Origin of the sequence: Massilia sp. Root351, assembly GCF_001425045.1 — a bacterium.
GTDB lineage: Bacteria > Pseudomonadota > Gammaproteobacteria > Burkholderiales > Burkholderiaceae_D > Rugamonas.
This window is the reverse complement of record NZ_LMDJ01000017.1, coordinates 1-17,193: the sequence shown is the minus strand read 5'-3', so window position 1 is coordinate 17,193 and position 17,193 is coordinate 1. Positions and strand designations below refer to the sequence as shown.

General features: G+C 63.3%; 15 protein-coding genes and 1 pseudogene. 12 read left to right on the top strand and 4 right to left on the bottom strand.

Annotated elements, in window-relative coordinates; translation table 11 throughout:
- Positions 1 to 92: 92 nt before the first annotated feature.
- Entirely contained in the window at positions 93 to 365 is a 273-nt protein-coding gene (locus ASD15_RS32375) for a hypothetical protein (protein ID WP_157200984.1), read from the bottom strand.
- A 126-nt stretch (positions 366 to 491) separates the two neighbouring features.
- On the bottom strand, positions 492 to 947 hold the full coding sequence (locus ASD15_RS17150) for a cache domain-containing protein (protein WP_057156217.1): 456 nt from the start codon (positions 945 to 947) through the stop codon (positions 492 to 494).
- Positions 948 to 1,558: 611 nt separating this feature from the next.
- Here ASD15_RS17150 and ASD15_RS17145 point away from each other — a divergent pair.
- From ASD15_RS17145 to ASD15_RS17130, 4 genes are all read left to right on the top strand, one after another.
- The gene (locus tag ASD15_RS17145) at positions 1,559 to 2,887 is read left to right on the top strand and encodes an MFS transporter (protein ID WP_057156214.1); all 1,329 of its coding nucleotides are present in this window, start codon (positions 1,559 to 1,561) and stop codon (positions 2,885 to 2,887) included.
- A 78-nt stretch (positions 2,888 to 2,965) separates the two neighbouring features.
- Complete coding sequence (locus ASD15_RS17140) at positions 2,966 to 3,691, top strand: nitroreductase (RefSeq protein WP_157200985.1); 726 nt, start codon at positions 2,966 to 2,968, stop codon at positions 3,689 to 3,691.
- A 34-nt stretch (positions 3,692 to 3,725) separates the two neighbouring features.
- Positions 3,726 to 5,387 carry an acyl-CoA synthetase gene (locus ASD15_RS17135; protein ID WP_057156212.1) on the top strand — a complete coding sequence of 554 codons (1,662 nt, stop codon included), beginning with the start codon at positions 3,726 to 3,728 and terminating at the stop codon, positions 5,385 to 5,387.
- Between the two features lie 19 nt (positions 5,388 to 5,406).
- Positions 5,407 to 5,841 carry a MaoC family dehydratase gene (locus ASD15_RS17130; protein WP_057156211.1) on the top strand — a complete coding sequence of 145 codons (435 nt, stop codon included), beginning with the start codon at positions 5,407 to 5,409 and terminating at the stop codon, positions 5,839 to 5,841.
- Between the two features lie 30 nt (positions 5,842 to 5,871).
- Here the strand turns inward: ASD15_RS17130 and ASD15_RS17125 are convergent, their stop codons facing one another.
- Together ASD15_RS17125 and ASD15_RS17120 are read right to left on the bottom strand one after the other, a co-directional pair.
- The gene (locus tag ASD15_RS17125; RefSeq protein WP_229418240.1) at positions 5,872 to 6,534 is read right to left on the bottom strand and encodes a TetR/AcrR family transcriptional regulator; all 663 of its coding nucleotides are present in this window, start codon (positions 6,532 to 6,534) and stop codon (positions 5,872 to 5,874) included.
- Positions 6,535 to 7,023: 489 nt separating this feature from the next.
- The gene (locus ASD15_RS17120; RefSeq protein WP_057156210.1) at positions 7,024 to 8,034 is read right to left on the bottom strand and encodes an AraC family transcriptional regulator; all 1,011 of its coding nucleotides are present in this window, start codon (positions 8,032 to 8,034) and stop codon (positions 7,024 to 7,026) included.
- A 228-nt stretch (positions 8,035 to 8,262) separates the two neighbouring features.
- On the opposite strand from ASD15_RS17120, the gene ASD15_RS17115 reads away from it, so the two are divergent.
- The 8 genes and pseudogenes from ASD15_RS17115 to ASD15_RS17080 form a co-directional block, all read left to right on the top strand.
- Positions 8,263 to 9,633 (top strand): MFS transporter, encoded by a 1,371-nt coding sequence (locus ASD15_RS17115; protein ID WP_057156209.1) that lies wholly within the window; start codon positions 8,263 to 8,265, stop codon positions 9,631 to 9,633.
- 29 nt (positions 9,634 to 9,662) lie between these two features.
- Complete coding sequence (locus ASD15_RS17110; protein ID WP_057156208.1) at positions 9,663 to 11,342, top strand: AMP-binding protein; 1,680 nt, start codon at positions 9,663 to 9,665, stop codon at positions 11,340 to 11,342.
- A 105-nt stretch (positions 11,343 to 11,447) separates the two neighbouring features.
- On the top strand, positions 11,448 to 12,959 hold the full coding sequence (locus ASD15_RS17105) for a CoA-acylating methylmalonate-semialdehyde dehydrogenase (protein WP_200953982.1): 1,512 nt from the start codon (positions 11,448 to 11,450) through the stop codon (positions 12,957 to 12,959).
- An 18-nt stretch (positions 12,960 to 12,977) separates the two neighbouring features.
- Positions 12,978 to 14,135, top strand: a complete 1,158-nt coding sequence (locus ASD15_RS17100; protein WP_057156206.1) for an acyl-CoA dehydrogenase family protein — start codon at positions 12,978 to 12,980, stop codon at positions 14,133 to 14,135.
- Entirely contained in the window at positions 14,132 to 14,914 is a 783-nt protein-coding gene (locus ASD15_RS17095; protein ID WP_057156205.1) for an enoyl-CoA hydratase, read from the top strand. Before ASD15_RS17100 ends, ASD15_RS17095 begins: the two co-directional genes overlap by 4 nt.
- An 11-nt stretch (positions 14,915 to 14,925) precedes the next feature.
- Positions 14,926 to 16,047: an enoyl-CoA hydratase/isomerase family protein gene (locus ASD15_RS17090; protein ID WP_057156215.1), complete on the top strand. Its 1,122-nt coding sequence runs from the start codon at positions 14,926 to 14,928 to the stop codon at positions 16,045 to 16,047.
- A 13-nt stretch (positions 16,048 to 16,060) separates the two neighbouring features.
- Complete coding sequence (gene mmsB, locus ASD15_RS17085; RefSeq protein ID WP_057156204.1) at positions 16,061 to 16,957, top strand: 3-hydroxyisobutyrate dehydrogenase; 897 nt, start codon at positions 16,061 to 16,063, stop codon at positions 16,955 to 16,957.
- Positions 16,957 to 17,193, top strand: a pseudogene (locus ASD15_RS17080) (electron transfer flavoprotein subunit beta/FixA family protein); the annotation flags it as partial. The gene mmsB and the pseudogene ASD15_RS17080, both read left to right, overlap by 1 nt.

Below are 17,193 nucleotides of genomic sequence, written 5' to 3'. Positions count from 1 at the left end.
GAAACAACTGTAAACCTCGCTTCCGCACCGGGCCGGTTTCAGGTGACAACCGGCCAAGATAGTTGTCGTCTACCGGCCAAGATAATTGTCGCTCACCAACTTCCCAGTACTTTGCAGTATTCACCGTTCGCGTTGTCTTTGGCGCTGGCCAGAACGAGCTCGGCAGACGTAATCGTTGCTCCCGTGGTCGGCAAGCCTATGTCGGTTGCCGGCACTGTTAAATTGGGCAGCGCCGCACACATCTCCGCAGCGGTTTTTGCGACTGTCGTCTCTTGACCGGCTGGGTGAACTTCATTGCTTCCGCTGCTGCATGCTTGAAGGGCCATCGCCAATGCGGCAATCTTAAGAAGTGTCTTTGTTGTCATATTGTCTCCATGTTTGTATTTTTAAATCGAACAACCTTGATACAGCGGTCGCTGCTAAGGAGCGGGTGATCGCGATCCCATCACCGTCTGCGATGTTGCTGGCGCGTTTCGCGTGAGCCTCCCTTGTTATTTCTTGTAGATACCGCACGCGACAGTGAGATTGCCCGCCTTTTCCACATAGGTGGATTTGGATTCAATCACTTTGGTGACGGGATTGGGCCATTTGTACTCGACCCACCCGCTTCCGCGCTTTTGAGCAGTGTCGATGAGCGACTTTATGAATGCTTTTCCGTCGGCATCTTTCATTTCAAGAAGCGACTTTCCAATTATTTTGGGATTCGCGCCATGCGCCACCATTATTCCTTTTTCATCGAGCACGGCAATGTACAGGTCGCGGTCCACAAACGGTCCCGCTGCCTCATTAAACTGTCTGAAGGCTTCGTCCTTTCCTTTTTTATCAATCAGGGCCGTGGCCCGCTTTACCATGGCAATTGCCTCTTCCGCAGTCCCGAGATTGGCCGCCTGCGCAGGAGAAATCTGTCCAATGAACAGGAAAAAGAGAAATTTAAGTAAGGTTTTCATAGTGGTTCGAATGAATAAATAAACAAATGACACGAACTCCCGTGCCGCTCCTTTCAAGCCTCAGCCAGCCCGACGATGGCGGTCCCGCATTGCTCATGCGCGCCGTTAAGTGAATCGAAATTCCTTTAAAGCTAGCTGCCTTGGACGACGAGGTCAATACTTTTGTGTAGCAGATATGCCGCTCAACGCGGACCTGATGGGTGCAAGCGGCCTCTGCTTTACCGTGCCGATCGAACGTGGTGCGGGCGCCACACAGGCGGGAAGCGGTCGTCATGCTCATTGGCAACATGCGGTTCCGGCTTGGCGCGCCGGGTGCGTCACGATGCCGGCAGCAATGGCCGTGAGATCAGGGGAGGGAAGTGCAGCGCTTTTGCTTGACTAAAGTGAATATTGATTCTACTATCAGTATGTGGAACGAAGATTCACTTAAGAGGGCTGTCCTGAAGCCCTGGATTCCACGCCTTGCGACGCTGAAGACTAGATTGGGAAATGCCATTAGAGCAATGCCTAAAGAGGGAATCCTCTTTTAACAAAAAATAGGAGATGAATCATGTGCAGTCTGGCTGTTGTAATAACTATGTGCGCAATGCTTGCAATAACCGGAGACCATCATGCAAACGGTTAATATGCAAAAACTCATAGACGAGTCCAAATTTAACGGCTATCACGCCATGATCTTGGCCTGGTGTTTTCTGGTGCTGGTGCTTGACGGTTATGACCTTGCCGTCGTTGGCGCCGCGCTGCCATTAATCATGAAGGAAATGGGCGTTACCGCCACCACGGCCGGGTTCATGGCGAGTTCGGCACTGTTTGGCATGATGCTGGGGGCGATGTTTTTCGGCACCTTGGCCGACAAGGTCGGCCGGCCCCGCATGCTGGTGATTTGCGTTGCGCTGTTCAGCGTATTTACCGCCGCCGCCGGATTGACCCACGATCCCTTGTCGTTCAGTGCGACGCGGTTTATCGCGGGCCTGGGCATTGGTGGCGTGCTCCCTATCGTCGCGGCGCAAATGGGCGAGTATGCGCCGGCGTCGATCCGCACGCGTATGGTGGCCCTGGTGTTCGCCGGGTATGCGGTCGGCGGTATCCTGGTGGCATTGACGGGAAAGCAATTGATCCAGGACTTCGGATGGCAGTCGGTGTTTTATGTGGCTGCACTGCCCGTGTTGCTGATTCCGCTGATCTTGAAAACCATGCCCGAATCGGTTCCTTTCCTGATCAGGAATAACCGGGAGGCGGATTTGCGTGCAATCGCCGCCAAGATCGATCCCGCCAGGCAATTGCCGCCTGCCGCGCGGTTCGTGGTGTCGGCAAAAGCCGATGCCGGCAGCGCGCCCATCCAGGCACTGTTCCTCGATCAACGCGGCTTCAGTACCATCATGATCTGGGTCGCGTTCTTCTTCGGCCTGTTCATGGTGTACGCACTCAGTTCCTGGCTGACCAAGCTGCTGGCGCTGTCCGGCTACAGCCTGGGGTCGGCCTTGAACTTCATCCTGGTATTTAACATCGGCGCCATTGTTGGAGCGATCGGCGGCGCCTGGCTTGGCGACCGCTTCAACATCAAGCATGTGCTGGTCAGCCTGTACGCGGCCGGTGCGGCGTCGCTGACACTGATGGGCTTCGTCAAATCTACCGAATTGCTGTTTGTGACGGTGTTCATCGTCGGCGCCACCACGCTCGGCACGCAGCTGGTGGCCTACGCCTATGCGGCGGAGTTCTATCCCGCGGCTATCCGCTCGACCGGTGTCGGTTTCGCTTCCGGCGTGGGCCGGGCAGGGGCCATCCTGGCGCCGATCATGATCGGCGCGCTGGTCGCGCTCGACCTGCCGCTGGAGCAGAACTTTATTGCGATCGGCCTGGCCGGATTGCTGGGCATGTTCGCGGTTGTCTTGATTAACCACCGGCTGTGCGCCTCGGTTGCCCACCCGGCCGTGGCGTAAGCTGCAGGCGCGTATGGCCGCCCATGTTCGCGGTTGGGTAGCGGCGGCCGTACGGATTTTTTGTTTGGACATTGAATGATGAAAACGCGATTGGATTCACCACCTGATATCGATGCCGGGGATCTGCTCCGCTCGGTCGACTGGGCGCTAGGCACCCGCCGCTCGATCCGGGCCTTCTTGCCGACGCAGGTGCCATGCGAAGACATTTCCGCCATTCTGGATGTGGCGCGGTATTGCGCCACCGGCGTCAACACGCAGCCGTGGCAAGTGCACGTCGTGATGGGCGCCGCGAAGGAGCGCCTGACTCAAGCGATCCTGCGGGTCTATAACGATCCCGCGCTGAGGGAGACGCTCGACGAACCATACGACTATTACCCGCGCGAATGGATATCGCCTTATATCGACCGGCGACGCCAGGTTGGCTGGGATCTGTATGGCTTGCTGGAAATAGAGAAGGGCGACAAGATGAAGATGCATGCCCAGCACGCCCGCAACTACCGCTTCTTTGACGCGCCGGTCGGGCTGTTGTTTACGATCGACCGCAGCATGGGCCGTGGCAGCCTGATTGATTACGGCATGTTCTTGCAGAACATCATGACCGCGGCCCGGGGACGCGGTCTCGACACCTGCCCGCAAGCCGCCTTCAACGAATTTCACCGGGTCATTGGGCAGGAACTGAATATCCCCGACCAGCAAATGTTCGTCTGCGGAATGAGCTTGGGTTACGCCGATCCTGAACGGGTTGAAAACTCCCTCGTTACCAGCCGGGTCGCGGTGGAAGACTTCACGACTTTTCATCAATAACAAATCATAAAAAACAAATAAAGGAGATAGAAAAATGAGCGCGAGTGCATATGCTAGCGGCCTGGAAAAGAGCGCCGCCAACCATGTTCCGCTGACACCGCTGGGTTTTCTCGATCGCACGGCTGATGTGTATCCGCAGCGTACCGCCATCATCCATGGCGCTGTCCGGCAAAGCTGGGCGGTGACGCGTGAGCGCTGTTATCGTCTCGCCTCGGCGCTGGTCAAGCTGGGCGTGCAGCCGGGCGACACGGTGTCGATCATCGCGCCGAATACGCCGGCGATGCTGGAAGCCCATTTCGGTGTTCCCTTGTCGGGCGCGGTGCTCAATGCCATCAACTGCCGCCTGGACGCCCAGGGCATTGCCTTCATCCTGCGCCACGGCGAATGCAAGGTGCTGCTAGTGGACCGCGAGTTCGCCGCGCTGGTGGCCAGTGCATTGCGGGAGGTGGACCATCCGCCGCGCCTGATCGATATTAACGATCATTTGGCGCCGGACGGTGCGCCCATCGGAGAGACCGATTACGAATCCTTGCTGGCCAGCGGCGATCCCGCGTTTGGCGGTTGCTGGCCCAGCGATGAATGGTCTCCCATTGCACTGAACTATACGTCCGGCACCACCGGCGATCCCAAGGGTGTGGTGCCGAGCCATCGTGGCGCCTACCTGATGAGCATGTTGCAGATGACGAATTGGGCGCTTCCGCGCGCACCTGTGTATCTGTGGACGCTGCCGATGTTTCATGCCAACGGCTGGTGCTTTACCTGGGCCATTACCGCCGCGGCCGGCACCCATGTTTGCCTGCGCAAAGTGACTGCCGAGAACGTATTTTCCGCGATCGCCCAGCACGGCGTCGATCACCTGTGCGCCGCGCCCATAGTGTTGGCCGGTATCGCCAATACGCCGGCAGCCGAGCGTCCCGAACTGGCGCGCCGCGTACGCATCCTGACGGCGGGCTCGCCGCCTCCGGCCACGGTGCTGGAAGCGGTCGGCGCGATGGGATTTGATGTCGAGCATGTATTCGGCATCACCGAAGTCTCCGGCACCCCGGTCAGCTGCGCCTGGCAGGATGACTGGGCGGAGCTGCCCAGCGCGCAGCAAGCGCGCATGAAGGCGCGCCAGGGCGTGCGCGCGGCGGGCCTGGAAAACTTGCGGGTGGCGAACGCCGATACGCTGGAAACCGTGCCTGCCGATGGGAAAGCTGCGGGGGAGATTTTGTTCCGTGGTAACACCGTCATGATGGGATACCTGAAAAACCCCGCCGCGACAGCGGCCGCGTTCGAGGGGGGCTGGTTCCACACCGGCGACGTGGCCGTGGTCCATCCCGACGGCTACCTGCAAATTACCGATCGTTCAAAAGACATCATTATTTCGGGCGGGGAAAATATCTCCTCGGTCGAAGTGGAAGAAGTCCTGTACCGCCACGCCAGCGTGCTCAACGCTGCCGTGGTCGCGCAACCCGATGCCAAGTGGGGGGAGGTGCCGTGCGCCTTTGTCGAGTTGAAGCACGATGCCGCGCCGGTGCTGGAAGCCGAAGTGATCGCATTCTGCCGTGAACGCCTGGCGCACTTCAAGTGCCCGCGCCGCGTCGTGTTCGGCGAGTTGCCCAAGACGGCCACCGGTAAGATCCAGAAATTCGTCTTGCGGGAGCAAGTCGGTAGCCGCGCCGCCATTGCCAGTTTGAATCAGGTCAGGAATTGAGTTCCGGCGGCAAGAAAACATGACATTGCCCAAACCCGCAAGCGTATCCGTTGGCGAAACATTCTCGCGATGCCACGTCTTCAATCAAATGGAAGTGCGCGCTTTCGCCACGGCGGCGGGCGACACCAATCCATTGCATCACGACAGCGGCATTGCGGCGCGCAGCCGCTATGGCGGGTTGATCGTCAGCGGTACGCACACGACGGCGCTGCTACTGGGGCTGGCGGCGGCGCATTTTTCAAGGAGTTTTTCCGTTGTGGGAACAGCTTTTTCAGTGGAATTTCGCCGGGCGGTGGCGGCGGACGCGACTGTTCAGATCGGGTGGGAGGTGGCCGCTGTCACTGTTGCGCGCAAGGCGGTGCAGCGGGTCGAGTTGCGCGGCGGCGTGTACGGCCAAGGTGGTGAGGTGTGCGTGTCGGCCACCGGCATGGTGAGGCTGAGCGCACCCGCCTGAATTGCCGTGTGATGCATTGCCGTTCGGCGCCTACGGCTGCGGTACGAACGTCAGTGGTCCGCCAGATACCCCGCGCAGGCAAAAGGTGATGATGGCGACCGCATGCGCGGTCAAACTCGGTTCATCCGAGGCCGTGTCCGCCAGCGGACCGACCAAGCCCTCGAACAGGCATCCTACGATGCAATCGGCCGAAGCGCGCTCGCTTTGCGGCGGAAATTCGCCGGTGCGAACGCCTTGTTCGATGATGGTCGTGAAAACCCTGGCCAATGCACGATGATATTTCAGGCGAGCCGCCTCGACCTCCGGTTCGACCGGTTCGGCCACCAGCGCATGGGCCATGCGGCGTCCGCGCAGTGCGCGGTTGGCGAAGGTCCACGCTGCGGCGCCAAGACGGTCGGCAGCGGAGCCTTCCCTCATGGCGATGCCCGCCACAACGTCGACTTCGCGCTGGGCGGTCAGTGAGACCACTTCGATCATCAAGTCGGTTTTCGCGGGAAAGTATCGATACAGCGTGCCGATGGCAATGCCGGCTGTTTCCGCAATCGCCGACATCTGGACTTCACGAAATCCGTGGCTTGCCACCAGATCGCGAGCGGCCTTAAGTATCAGCGGATACTTGTCCGGCCCCCGGTGACGAATGCGGGGTTTGCGTCCGGGAATCGTTGTCTCCACCGGGATTTTTTCGCCATCCACACTGCCTCCGTCAACGTTCAAAGGCACATTATACACCCGCGTTTGTTGCGTCTTGATCCGTTAAGCGAGCGGTTCCTCATGCTTTTGTTGGTTGGTGCCCATGAGACTCCGCAGATTGGATATCGATGCAAGCTTTGACATCGGCAGCAATTGATCGTAATCTTAAATGAAGATAGATTCTACTAACCATGTAAAGTTCAGTGTGCGCAGAAAGGGATCCCATGTGCAATGCCGCTCAACCAAGCAAAGAAGAAGTGAGGGAATGGCTGCGGCGGCGCAGGAGCGCCCAGACTTTGCCGGAACTGGAACAGATACGGCGTGAACTGGGCTGGGTATGGTGCTCCTGTCCTCTTCATCGAACGGCTGGCGGCGTTGGTTTCGCCGCCTTTGCATCGTTGCCGGCCGCAAGAATCGCTGCCATCGCCGGTGCTGCCCGTGAGCCAACTGTTCCGGCTTGAACGCATGTCCACAGATCGCGGCCTTGCCGCATCAGCCTTTGTGCGCGAGCAGCCGGTATTCGCCGGGCGAGGCCCCTGCCCATCGCTTGAAGGCGCGATGAAACGCGCTGGCTTCGCCGAAGCCCAGTTCCGCAGCGATGTCCGCGATGCTCCTGCTGGTATGGCACAGGTAGTCGATCGCCACGTCCCTGCGCAGCTGGTCCTTGATGGTCTGGAACGACTGCCCTTCCTGCTCCAGGCGGCGGCGCAAGGTGGAAGGGGTTTTGCCGAGCGACCTGGCGACCGCCTCGAATTCCGGCCACTCAAAGCTGGGCGCCGATCGCAGCTGCCGGCGGATCTGCGCCGCCAAGCTGTTGACGTTCTTGTACTTGAGCACGATGTTGGCCGGCGCATTGCGCACAAACTCCTTCACCGTGCGCTCGTTCTGGATCACCGGCAAGTTGAGGTGGGAGCGGTCGAAGCACAGTGATGTCAGGGCTTCATTGAAGCGCAGCTGGCTGGAATACATGAACTGGTATTCCGCGCTGCGCGAGGGCTCGGGATAGGCGAAAGTAGCCGCCAGCACCGGGATGCGCCGGCCGACCAGCCAGCAGGCCAGCCCGTGCTGCAGCATCAGCAGCGTCTCGTGGCCGAACACCCGTGGCAACGGTGCGTCCGGCGTTTCCTGGATGGTCAATAGCGCCTGGCGTCCCTTGATGTCCAGGCCGCATTGGAAATTGTCGAGTATCAGATTGAAGAACTTCCCCATGCGCGACAGGGCGTCGTGCAAGGTCGCGCAATCGGTCAGGATATGGCTAAGCATGGCGAAGCTGCCAACCTTCATGCGCCGCGCATCCTGCCCGAACAGCTCATCGTCCAGTACTTTGGCCACGCTCAGCCACAAGGCGCTGAAGCTCTGAGGCGTCACCCGACCCAGCGGCGCCTGCAGGACGGCCGGTGAAATGCCGGCCTCCGCCAGCAAGGGCGCCACGTCCATTCCGCGCGCCAGCACGGGCGCCAGCGCGGACTTCACGAAGTAAATCGAAACACTGCCTTTTTGCATTTGAGCCACCCATGTACGACGCAAGACGCGACACGCGGCACGGCAAGGCGCCGCCTGCGCGCCCCGATCATAGCGCATCCGATCGGCAATCCGTATGGCCAAATCGCTCACGATGAATGGCGATTTCGGGCATCGCCGGCAAGGCACCGTCTCCCTATACTTGGACCGATACGGGCAATGTACCCGTCGCGGTTCACACAAGAACACACCACAACAATGGAGACGACAATGCACTATTCCGAGCTGCGCAGATTGGCCGATGAATCCAGGTTTAGCCGCTTTCACGGGGGCGTGCTTTTTTGGGGAGCCCTGATCCTGATCCTGGACGGCTACGACCTGGCGATAGTCGGCGCCGCCTTGCCCGCCATCATGAAGGACATGGGGGTGGACGCCAACAGCGCGGGATTGATGGCAAGTTCGGCCCTGGTCGGCATGATGCTGGGAGCGATCACCTTCGGCACCCTGGCCGACCGCATTGGCCGTCCCATGCTGATCTCGATCTGCGTTGGCCTGTTCAGCGTGTTTACAGCGGCGGCCGGACTGACGAGCGATCCTTACTCATTCAGCGCGACGCGCTTTCTTGCCGGCTTGGGGATAGGCGGCGTGCTGCCCATCATGACGGCGCAGATGGCCGAATTCGCGCCCGTCAGGCTGCGCGCGCGGCTGGTCACGCTGGTGTTCGCGGGCTATTCGATCGGCGGCATCCTGGCCGCGCTGATCGCCAAGCAAGTCATCGCCGCCTACGGCTGGCAGGCGCTCTTCTACACGGCCCTGGCGCCCGTGCTGCTGATTCCCTTCATCCTGCTGACGATGCCCGAATCGCTGCCCTTCCTGATCAAGCGCAACCGCCTGGCCGAACTGCGTAAAGTGATAGGCAAGTTCGCGCCGCAATTTACCGTGCCGGCCAACGAGCGCTTTCTGCCACCGCTAGGGGCGGCAAGCGGGAGCAGCCCGGTGCGCGCTCTTTTCCAGCACGGCCGGGGCTTCAGCACGGCCATGATCTGGATCGCCTTCTTCATGGGCTTGTTCATGGTGTACGCGCTCAGTTCATGGCTGACCAAGCTGATGGCCATGGCGGGCTACAGCCTGGGATCGGCCCTCAATTTTGTGCTGACGTTCAATATCGGCGCCATGGCCGGTGCGATAGGCGGCGGCTACCTCGGCGACAAGTTCAACATCAAGTATGTCCTGGTCTCGTTCTACGCGCTGGGGGCCGTGGCGTTGACCCTGATGGGGTACACGACTTCGACGGAGTTGCTGTTCGTCGTGGTGTTTGTCGTGGGCGCATCGACGCTCGGCACGCAGCTGCTTGCCTACGCCTACGCCGGCGAATTCTACCCGCTTGCTATCCGTTCGACCGGCGTGGGCTTCGCTTCCGGCATCGGCCGGATCGGCGGCGTGGTTTCTCCCTTGCTGATCGGCTGGCTGGTGTCGCTCAAGCTGCCGCTGGAACAGAACTTCTTCGCCATCGGCATCGCCGGCGCCATCGGCACGGTGGCAGTCATGCTGATCAATCATTCGCGCAGCGCCGCGAAACAGGCACGGGACCTGGTGGCGCCGGTTCCGCCCGCCGGCGCGCCGGCTGGCGCGGCAGGCTGACGTCATCGAACAACCAACAGGAGACCACTATGTACCTTTCCCCAGACACCCATCCGCAAGCGCGCGTCGGCCAGCTGCTCGCGATGTACGGCGCGGACCACGCCAGCGCCGCCTACCTGCTGTGCGACCGGCATGACCCATCGGCGGTGGCCTACCGGATCGTCGGCGCCGACCTGTCCGTCGACACCATCACCTATGCCGAACTGCGCGCGGAATCCGAGCGCTTCGCGGCCGCGCTGCGTGCCAGGGGCATCCGGCAGGGTGACCGCGTGGCCACGCTGATGGGCAAGGGCCGCGCGCTGCTGGTGGCCCTGGTCGGCATCTGGCGCCTTGGCGCCGTGCACGTGCCCTTGTTCACGGCGTTCGCGCCCGCGGCCATTGCCATGCGCCTGAACGCCAGCGGCGCCAGGGCGGTCATATGCGACCAGTCGCAGCAATCGAAACTGCACGGCAATGAAGACATGCCGGCCGAGGCGCCGTGGATCGTGGTGGTGGCGGGCGCCGGACCGGGCGCGGTGGAGGCGGGCGGGCAGCGGTTTGAAGACCTGATGGCCGAGGACCATCCCGTGGCCGAGGCGGCCGCGCTCGGCGCGCACGCCCCGCTGATTCACATCTATACGTCGGGCACCACCGGCCGCCCCAAGGGGGTGGTCGTGCCCCTGAAGGCGCTGGCCAGCTTCCATGCGTACATGGAGTTCGGCATCGGCCTGAGGGCGGATGACGTGTACTGGTGCGCGGCCGATCCGGGATGGGCGTACGGCCTGTATTTCGGCGTGCTGGGATCGCTGGCCACGGGCGTGCGCAGCGTGCTGCTGGGCGCCGGATTTTCGCCCGAAACCACCTACGCCACGATGCTCCAGTGTGGCGTCACCAATTTTGCGGCCGCCCCGACGGTGTACCGTTCGCTGCGCGTGTCGGAGGTGCCGGTGCCGCCAGGCTTGCGGCTGCGCTGCCTCTCCAGCGCCGGTGAGCCGCTCACGCCGGAAGTCAACGAATGGGCCATCGGCGCGCTCGGCATGCCCGTTGCCGACCATTTCGGCCAGACCGAGACGGGCATGCTGATCAACAACCACCACCACGCCATGCTCGGCAAGGAGATCAGGCCGGGTTCGATGGGGCACGCGATGCCGGGCTGGAAGGCGGCGGTGCTGGCGCAGGACGCGGACCGCCCGGCTGCGGAAGGCGAGGTGGGACGGATGGCGATCGACCTGTCCGGGAGTCCGCTGGCCTGGTTCGGCGGCTACCAGGACGACGCGCAGAAGAGCGCCGAGAAATTCTCCGCCGACGGCCGCTGGTACCTGACGGGGGACGCAGGGCGCGTCGATGCCGATGGCTACTGCTATTTCTCGGCCCGCGACGACGACGTCATCATCATGGCGGGATACCGCATCGGTCCCTTCGACGTGGAATCCATCATCGTGACGCACGGCGGCGTGTCCGAATGCGCGGTCATCGCGGTGCCCGACGCCGTGCGCGGCGAGATCATCGAGGCCTTTGTCGTGCTGCGCGACGGGGTCAGCCCGACACCCGCGCTGGCCTCCGGCATCCAGCAACTGGTCAAGACCAAGTTCGCCGCGCACGCCTATCCACGGGCCGTGCATTTCGTCGCCGGGCTCCCCAAGACGGCGAGCGGCAAGGTGCAGCGCTTCGCGCTGCGCAACCGCCGGCGCGAAGAACTGGCGCGTAGCGCGGGGGCTCCGGTGCACTGAGCACTGTCAAATTCTTGCAGCGATATTGAACTTTCCGGGCATTGCCGGGCCTGCGGTGCAACCGTATTCTCAATGCACTGCCCATCAACTGTTATGAGGAACCTTATGAATACCAAGCAATCGATTCCGACCGTCAAACTGCTGATCAACGGCGAGTTTGTGGAGTCATCGAGCACGCAGTGGCAGGACGTCGTCAACCCGGCCACGCAGCAGGTGCTGGCCCGCGTGCCGATGGCGACGGCGGCCGAGATCGCGGCGGCGGTGGGCGCGGCCAGGAGCGCGTTCAAGACCTGGCGCAAGACCCCGATCGGCGCGCGCGCCCGCATCTTCCTCAAGTACCAGCAGCTGATCCGCGAGAATATGCAGGAACTGGCCGCGCTGCTGACGGCCGAGCAGGGCAAGACCCTGGCCGACGCGGAAGGCGACATCTTCCGCGGGCTGGAGGTGGTGGAGCATGCCGCCAACATCGGCAGCCTGCAGATGGGCGAGATCGCCAACAACGTGGCCAGCGGCGTCGACACCTTCACGCTGCAGCAGCCCATCGGCGTCTGCGCCGGCATCACGCCGTTCAACTTCCCCGCCATGATCCCGCTGTGGATGTTCCCCATGGCTATCGCCTGCGGCAACGCCTTCGTGCTCAAGCCCTCCGAGCAGGACCCCATGGTGACGATGCGCCTGGTGGAGCTGGCGCTGCAGGCCGGCATCCCGTCCGGCGTGCTGAACGTGGTGCACGGCGGCGAGGCCGCCGTCAACGCCATTTGCGACCATCCGGACATCAAGGCCGTGTCCTTCGTCGGCTCCACCAAGGTCGGCACCCACGTCTATCACCGCGCTTCGCAAACCGGCAAGCGCGTGCAGTGCATGATGGGCGCGAAGAACCACGCCATCGTGCTGCCGGACGCGAACAAGCAGCAGGCGCTGAACAACCTGCTGGGCGCCGCCTTCGGCGCGGCCGGCCAGCGCTGCATGGCCTTGCCGGTGACGGTGCTGGTGGGCGAGGCGAACAACTGGATTCCCGAACTGGTGGAAAAGGCGCGTGCGCTGAAGATCAACGGCGGGGCGGAGCCGGGCACCGACATCGGGCCGCTGATTTCGTGCGCGGCAAAGAGCCGTGTGGAAAGCTTCATCGCCAGCGGCATCGAAAGCGGCGCAACCCTGGAGCTGGACGGCCGCCAGCCGGACGTGCCCGGCTACGCGGGCGGCAACTTCGTCGGCCCCACCATCTTCTCCGGCGTCAAGCCTGGCATGGCGATCTATGACCAGGAAATCTTCGGGCCGGTGCTGTGCCTGGTCCAGGCCGCCACCCTGGATGAAGCGATCGCCTTCGTCAACAACAACCCGAACGGCAACGGCACGGCCATTTTCACGCAGTCGGGCGCCGCCGCGCGCAAGTTCCAGGAAGAAGTCGACGCGGGCCAGATCGGCATCAATGTGCCGATCCCGGTACCGGTGCCGCTGTTCTCGTTCACCGGCTCCGGCGCGTCCAAGCTGGGCGACCTGGGGCCGTACGGCAAGCAGGTGATCCTGTTCTACACGCAGACCAAAACCATAACCGCGCGCTGGTTCGACGACGACAGCGTGGCCGGCGCGGTCAACACCACTATTTCGCTGAAATAAGCGACCCGGGGAGGCCACATGGACTTCGAACTATCCGAAGAGCAGGGCGCTTTCCGCCAGGCGGCGCGCGAGTTTGCCGCCGGGGAGATGGCGCCGCTGGCGGCGCACTGGGATGCCGAATGCATCTTCCCCGTCGACATCATCCGCAAGGCCGGTGAATTGGGCTTTTGCGGCATGTACACCTCGCAGGAAGACGGCGGCATGGGGCTGTCCCGGCTGGACGCGGCCATCGTCTTCGAGGAGCTGGCCGCCGCGTGCCCGTCGACCACGGCCTACATGACGATCCACAACATGGTCAACTGGATGCTCGCGACCTGGGCCAGTCCCGCGGTGCGCGAACGGTGGGCGCCGCTGCTGGCAAGCGGGCGCAAGCTGGGCTCCTATTGCCTGACCGAACCGGGCGCAGGGTCCGACGCGGGCTCGCTCAGCATGCGCGCGCAATTGAGGAACGGCTACTACCACCTGGACGGCGCCAAGGCCTTCATTTCCGGCGCCGGCGCCACCGACCTGCTGATCGTGATGGCGCGCACCGGCGGCGCCGGGCCGAACGGCATCAGCGCCTTCGCCGTGCCGGCCGATACCCCCGGCCTGGGCTTCGGACGCAAGGAAGTGAAAATGGGCTGGAACAGCCAGCCGACGCGCGCCATCAGTTTCGACGACGTGCGCGTTCCTGCCGACCACCTGCTGGCCGCCGAGGGCGAGGGCTTTCGCATTGCCATGCGCGGGCTGGATGGCGGGCGCATCAATATCGCCACGTGCTCCGTGGGCGCGGCGCAGGCGGCGCTGAACGCGGCGCGCGAATACATGGGCGAGCGGCGCCAGTTCGGCAACCGCCTCGCATCCTTCCAGCACCTGCAGTTCGAACTGGCCGACATGCAGACCGAGCTGGTGGCAGCGCGGCAGATGGTGCGCCTGGCCGCGACCAAACTCGATGCGGGCGCCGCCAACGCATCTGTCTATTGCGCAATGGCCAAGCGCATCGCCACCGACATCGGCTTCAAGGTGTGCAACCAGGCCTTGCAGATCCATGGCGGCAATGGCTACATCCGGGAATACCCGCTGGAGCGCTACCTGCGCGACGTGCGCGTGCACCAGATACTGGAAGGGACCAACGAAATCATGCGCGTCATCGTCTCGCGCCATTTACTGGAACAAACAACCGAGGAAATCCGATGAGCGACTATACAAACCTTGAGCTGGAAATTGTTGGCCATACCGCAGTCCTGACGCTGGCAAATCCGCCCGCCAATACCTGGACCGGCGAGAGCCTGGCCGCGCTGGTGCGGCTGGTGGGCGACCTGAACGCCAATCGCGGGATCTACAGCTTGGTGGTCACGGGCCAGGGCGAGAAGTTCTTTTCCGCCGGGGCGGACCTGAAGCTGTTCGCCGACGGCGACAAGGCGGTGGCGCGCGAGATGGCGCGCCGGTTTGGCGAGGCATTCGAGGCGCTGTCGCAGTTCCGGGGCGTGTCGATCGCCGCCATCAACGGCTACGCCATGGGCGGCGGCCTGGAATGCGCGCTGGCCTGCGATATCCGCATTGCCGAGGCGCAGGTGCAACTGGCACTGCCGGAAGCGGCCGTTGGCCTGCTGCCGTGCGGGGGCGGCACCCAGACCCTGCCGTGGCTGGTCGGCGAGGGCTGGGCCAAGCGCATGATCTTGTGCGGCGAACGGGTGGACGCGCAGACCGCCTTGCGCATCGGCCTGGTTGAGCAGGTGGTCGGCAAGGGCGAGGCCAGGCATGCGGCGCTGGCGCTGGCGGACCAGGCCGCCAAGCAAAGCCCGTCCAGCGTGGCGGCCAGCAAGCGGCTGATCCAGGGCGCGCGTGCCGGCGCGCCGGCCGAGTGGTTGCCGGTCGAACGCGAGCTGTTTGTCGACTTGTTCGATACCGAAGACCAGAAGGAAGGCGTGAACGCCTTTCTCGGCAAGCGCGCGGCGCAATGGAGGAACCGCTGATGGGAGAGCGACTGAACATGCCGGTGCTGGCCGAAACCCTGGTCGCCAACAATGGCAGCCTGATCGGCGTGCTGAGGCTGAACGCGGAAAAGACGCTGAACGCCTTGTCCTTGCCCATGGTGGACCTGCTATCGGCGCAGCTGGCGGCCTGGGCCTATGACGAGCGCATTGCCATGGTGCTGCTGCAAGGGGCCGGCGAGAAGGCATTCTGCGCCGGCGGCGACCTGCACAACTTATACAGCGCGATGATGGGCCATCGCGGGTCCCGCCAGGCCGGCGATGTGCTCGGCAACGGCTACGCCAACGAATTCTTCGCCCGCGAGTACACGCTGGATTACCGCATCCACACCTATCCCAAGCCGATACTGTGCTGGGGCCATGGCATCGTCATGGGCGGAGGCATCGGGCTCATGGCCGGGGCCAGCCACCGCGTGGCCACGGAAAAGACCCGGCTGGCGATGCCGGAGACCGGCATCGGCCTGTTTCCCGATGTGGGCGGTTCGTGGTTCCTGAGCCGCATGCCGGGCGGGCTCGGCCGCTTCCTCGCGCTGACCGGCGCCAGCATCAATGCCGCCGACGCGCGCTATGCCGGGCTGGCCGACCGCGTGCTGCCCCATGCCGAGCTGCCGCAGGTGCTGGCCACGCTGCTGCGGCAGCCCTGGAGCGATGACTGCGCCGGCAACCATGTCTTGCTGGGCGCCGTCCTCCGCGTTGCCGAGGAAGGGAGCGCCGCATGCGCGCCCGGCCCGCTGCGGCAGCATCGCGACTTGATCGACAGGCTGTGCGGACAGGAAAGCCTGGAGACGGTATTGGCGGCGTTCGCGGCCGTGCAGAGCGACGATCCCTGGCTGGCGAAGGCCCTGGCCGCCGTGCAGCGTGCCGCCCCCGGTTCGCTGGCGTTGACCTGGCGCTTGCTGGAGCGGGCGCCGCGCCTGTCGCTGGCGGACGTATTCCGCATGGAGTACGGCGCCGCCCTGCATTGCTGCGCCCAGGGCGATTTCATGGAAGGCGTGCGCGCGCTGCTGATCGACAAGGACATGCGTCCGCGCTGGCGGCCTGCCGGCAGCACCCGGCACTTCCTCGACAACCCATGGCGCCCCCGCGAGCATCCGCTGGCGGGCCTGGACAACTAACTACGGAGAAAATATGAGCCATATCGCATTTATCGGCCTGGGCAACATGGGCGGGCCCATGGCCCTGAACCTGCTGAAAGCCGGCCACACGCTGAGCGTGTTCGACCTGTCGGCCAGCGCAACGCAAGCGCTGGCCGAGGCCGGCGCACAGGTCGCGCCGTCCGCGCACGCGGCTGTCGGCGAGGCCGACGTCGTGGTGTCCATGCTGCCGGCCAGCCGCCATGTGGAAGGGCTGTTCCTGGGCCCTGACGGCATCATCGGTCGCATGCGCCCCGGCGCGCTGATCATTGAATGCAGCACGATCGCTTCGCAATCGGCAGTCGCCGTGGCTGGCGCCGCAGCCCAGGCCGGGCTGGCGATGCTGGACGCACCCGTGTCCGGCGGCACCGGCGGCGCCATCGCGGGCACGCTGACCTTCATGGTGGGTGGTCCGGCCGAGGTGCTGGAGCGCGCAAGGCCGGTGCTGCTGGCGATGGGCAAGAACATCTTCCACGCCGGCGCGCACGGCGCAGGGCAGATTGCGAAGATCTGCAACAACATGCTGCTGGGCGTCCTGATGGCGGGCACCGCCGAGGCACTGGCGCTGGGGATGGCCAACGGACTGGACCCAGGCGTCCTGTCGGACATCATGAGCAAGAGCTCCGGCCGCAACTGGGTGCTGGAGTTATACAACCCGATACCGGGCGTGATGGAAGGCGTGCCGGCGTCGCGCGGCTACACCGGCGGCTTCGGCGTGAATCTGATGCTGAAAGACCTGGGACTGGCGGCGGAATCGGCCATGGCCGCCAAGTCGCCGGTCCCGCTGGGCGAACTTGCGCGCAACCTGTATGCGCTGCACAGCGGCGCCGGCGCGGGCGAACTGGATTTCTCCAGCATCGTGCAACTGCTGCAAAGTAAAAAGGAGAAGTGATGAAAGTTCTGGTGCCCGTCAAGCGCGTGGTGGACTACAACGTCAAAGTGCGCGTCAAATCCGACGGCACTGGCGTAGATATCGCCAGTGTCAAAATGTCGATGAACCCGTTCGATGAGATCGCACTGGAAGAAGCGGCCCGCCTGAAAGAAGCCGGCAAAGTCACCGAAGTGGTGGCCGTGTCCTGCGGCGTGGCCCAGTGCCAGGAAACCCTGCGCACCGGCATGGCCATCGGC

What these genes read in the sequence shown, in the direction of transcription:
- ASD15_RS17105 (WP_200953982.1), top strand. Translation starts at nt 11,448, where the DNA reads ATGAATACCAAGCAATCGATTCCGACCGTCAAACTGCTGATCAACGGC.
- ASD15_RS17130 (WP_057156211.1), top strand. Translation starts at nt 5,407, where the DNA reads ATGACATTGCCCAAACCCGCAAGCGTATCCGTTGGCGAAACATTCTCG.
- mmsB (WP_057156204.1), top strand. Translation starts at nt 16,061, where the DNA reads ATGAGCCATATCGCATTTATCGGCCTGGGCAACATGGGCGGGCCCATG.
- ASD15_RS17145 (WP_057156214.1), top strand. Translation starts at nt 1,559, where the DNA reads ATGCAAACGGTTAATATGCAAAAACTCATAGACGAGTCCAAATTTAAC.
- ASD15_RS17110 (WP_057156208.1), top strand. Translation starts at nt 9,663, where the DNA reads ATGTACCTTTCCCCAGACACCCATCCGCAAGCGCGCGTCGGCCAGCTG.
- ASD15_RS17120 (WP_057156210.1), bottom strand. Translation starts at nt 8,034, where the DNA reads ATGCAAAAAGGCAGTGTTTCGATTTACTTCGTGAAGTCCGCGCTGGCG.
- ASD15_RS17115 (WP_057156209.1), top strand. Translation starts at nt 8,263, where the DNA reads ATGCACTATTCCGAGCTGCGCAGATTGGCCGATGAATCCAGGTTTAGC.
- ASD15_RS17100 (WP_057156206.1), top strand. Translation starts at nt 12,978, where the DNA reads ATGGACTTCGAACTATCCGAAGAGCAGGGCGCTTTCCGCCAGGCGGCG.
- ASD15_RS32375 (WP_157200984.1), bottom strand. Translation starts at nt 365, where the DNA reads ATGACAACAAAGACACTTCTTAAGATTGCCGCATTGGCGATGGCCCTT.
- ASD15_RS17140 (WP_157200985.1), top strand. Translation starts at nt 2,966, where the DNA reads ATGAAAACGCGATTGGATTCACCACCTGATATCGATGCCGGGGATCTG.
- ASD15_RS17135 (WP_057156212.1), top strand. Translation starts at nt 3,726, where the DNA reads ATGAGCGCGAGTGCATATGCTAGCGGCCTGGAAAAGAGCGCCGCCAAC.
- ASD15_RS17095 (WP_057156205.1), top strand. Translation starts at nt 14,132, where the DNA reads ATGAGCGACTATACAAACCTTGAGCTGGAAATTGTTGGCCATACCGCA.
- ASD15_RS17150 (WP_057156217.1), bottom strand. Translation starts at nt 947, where the DNA reads ATGAAAACCTTACTTAAATTTCTCTTTTTCCTGTTCATTGGACAGATT.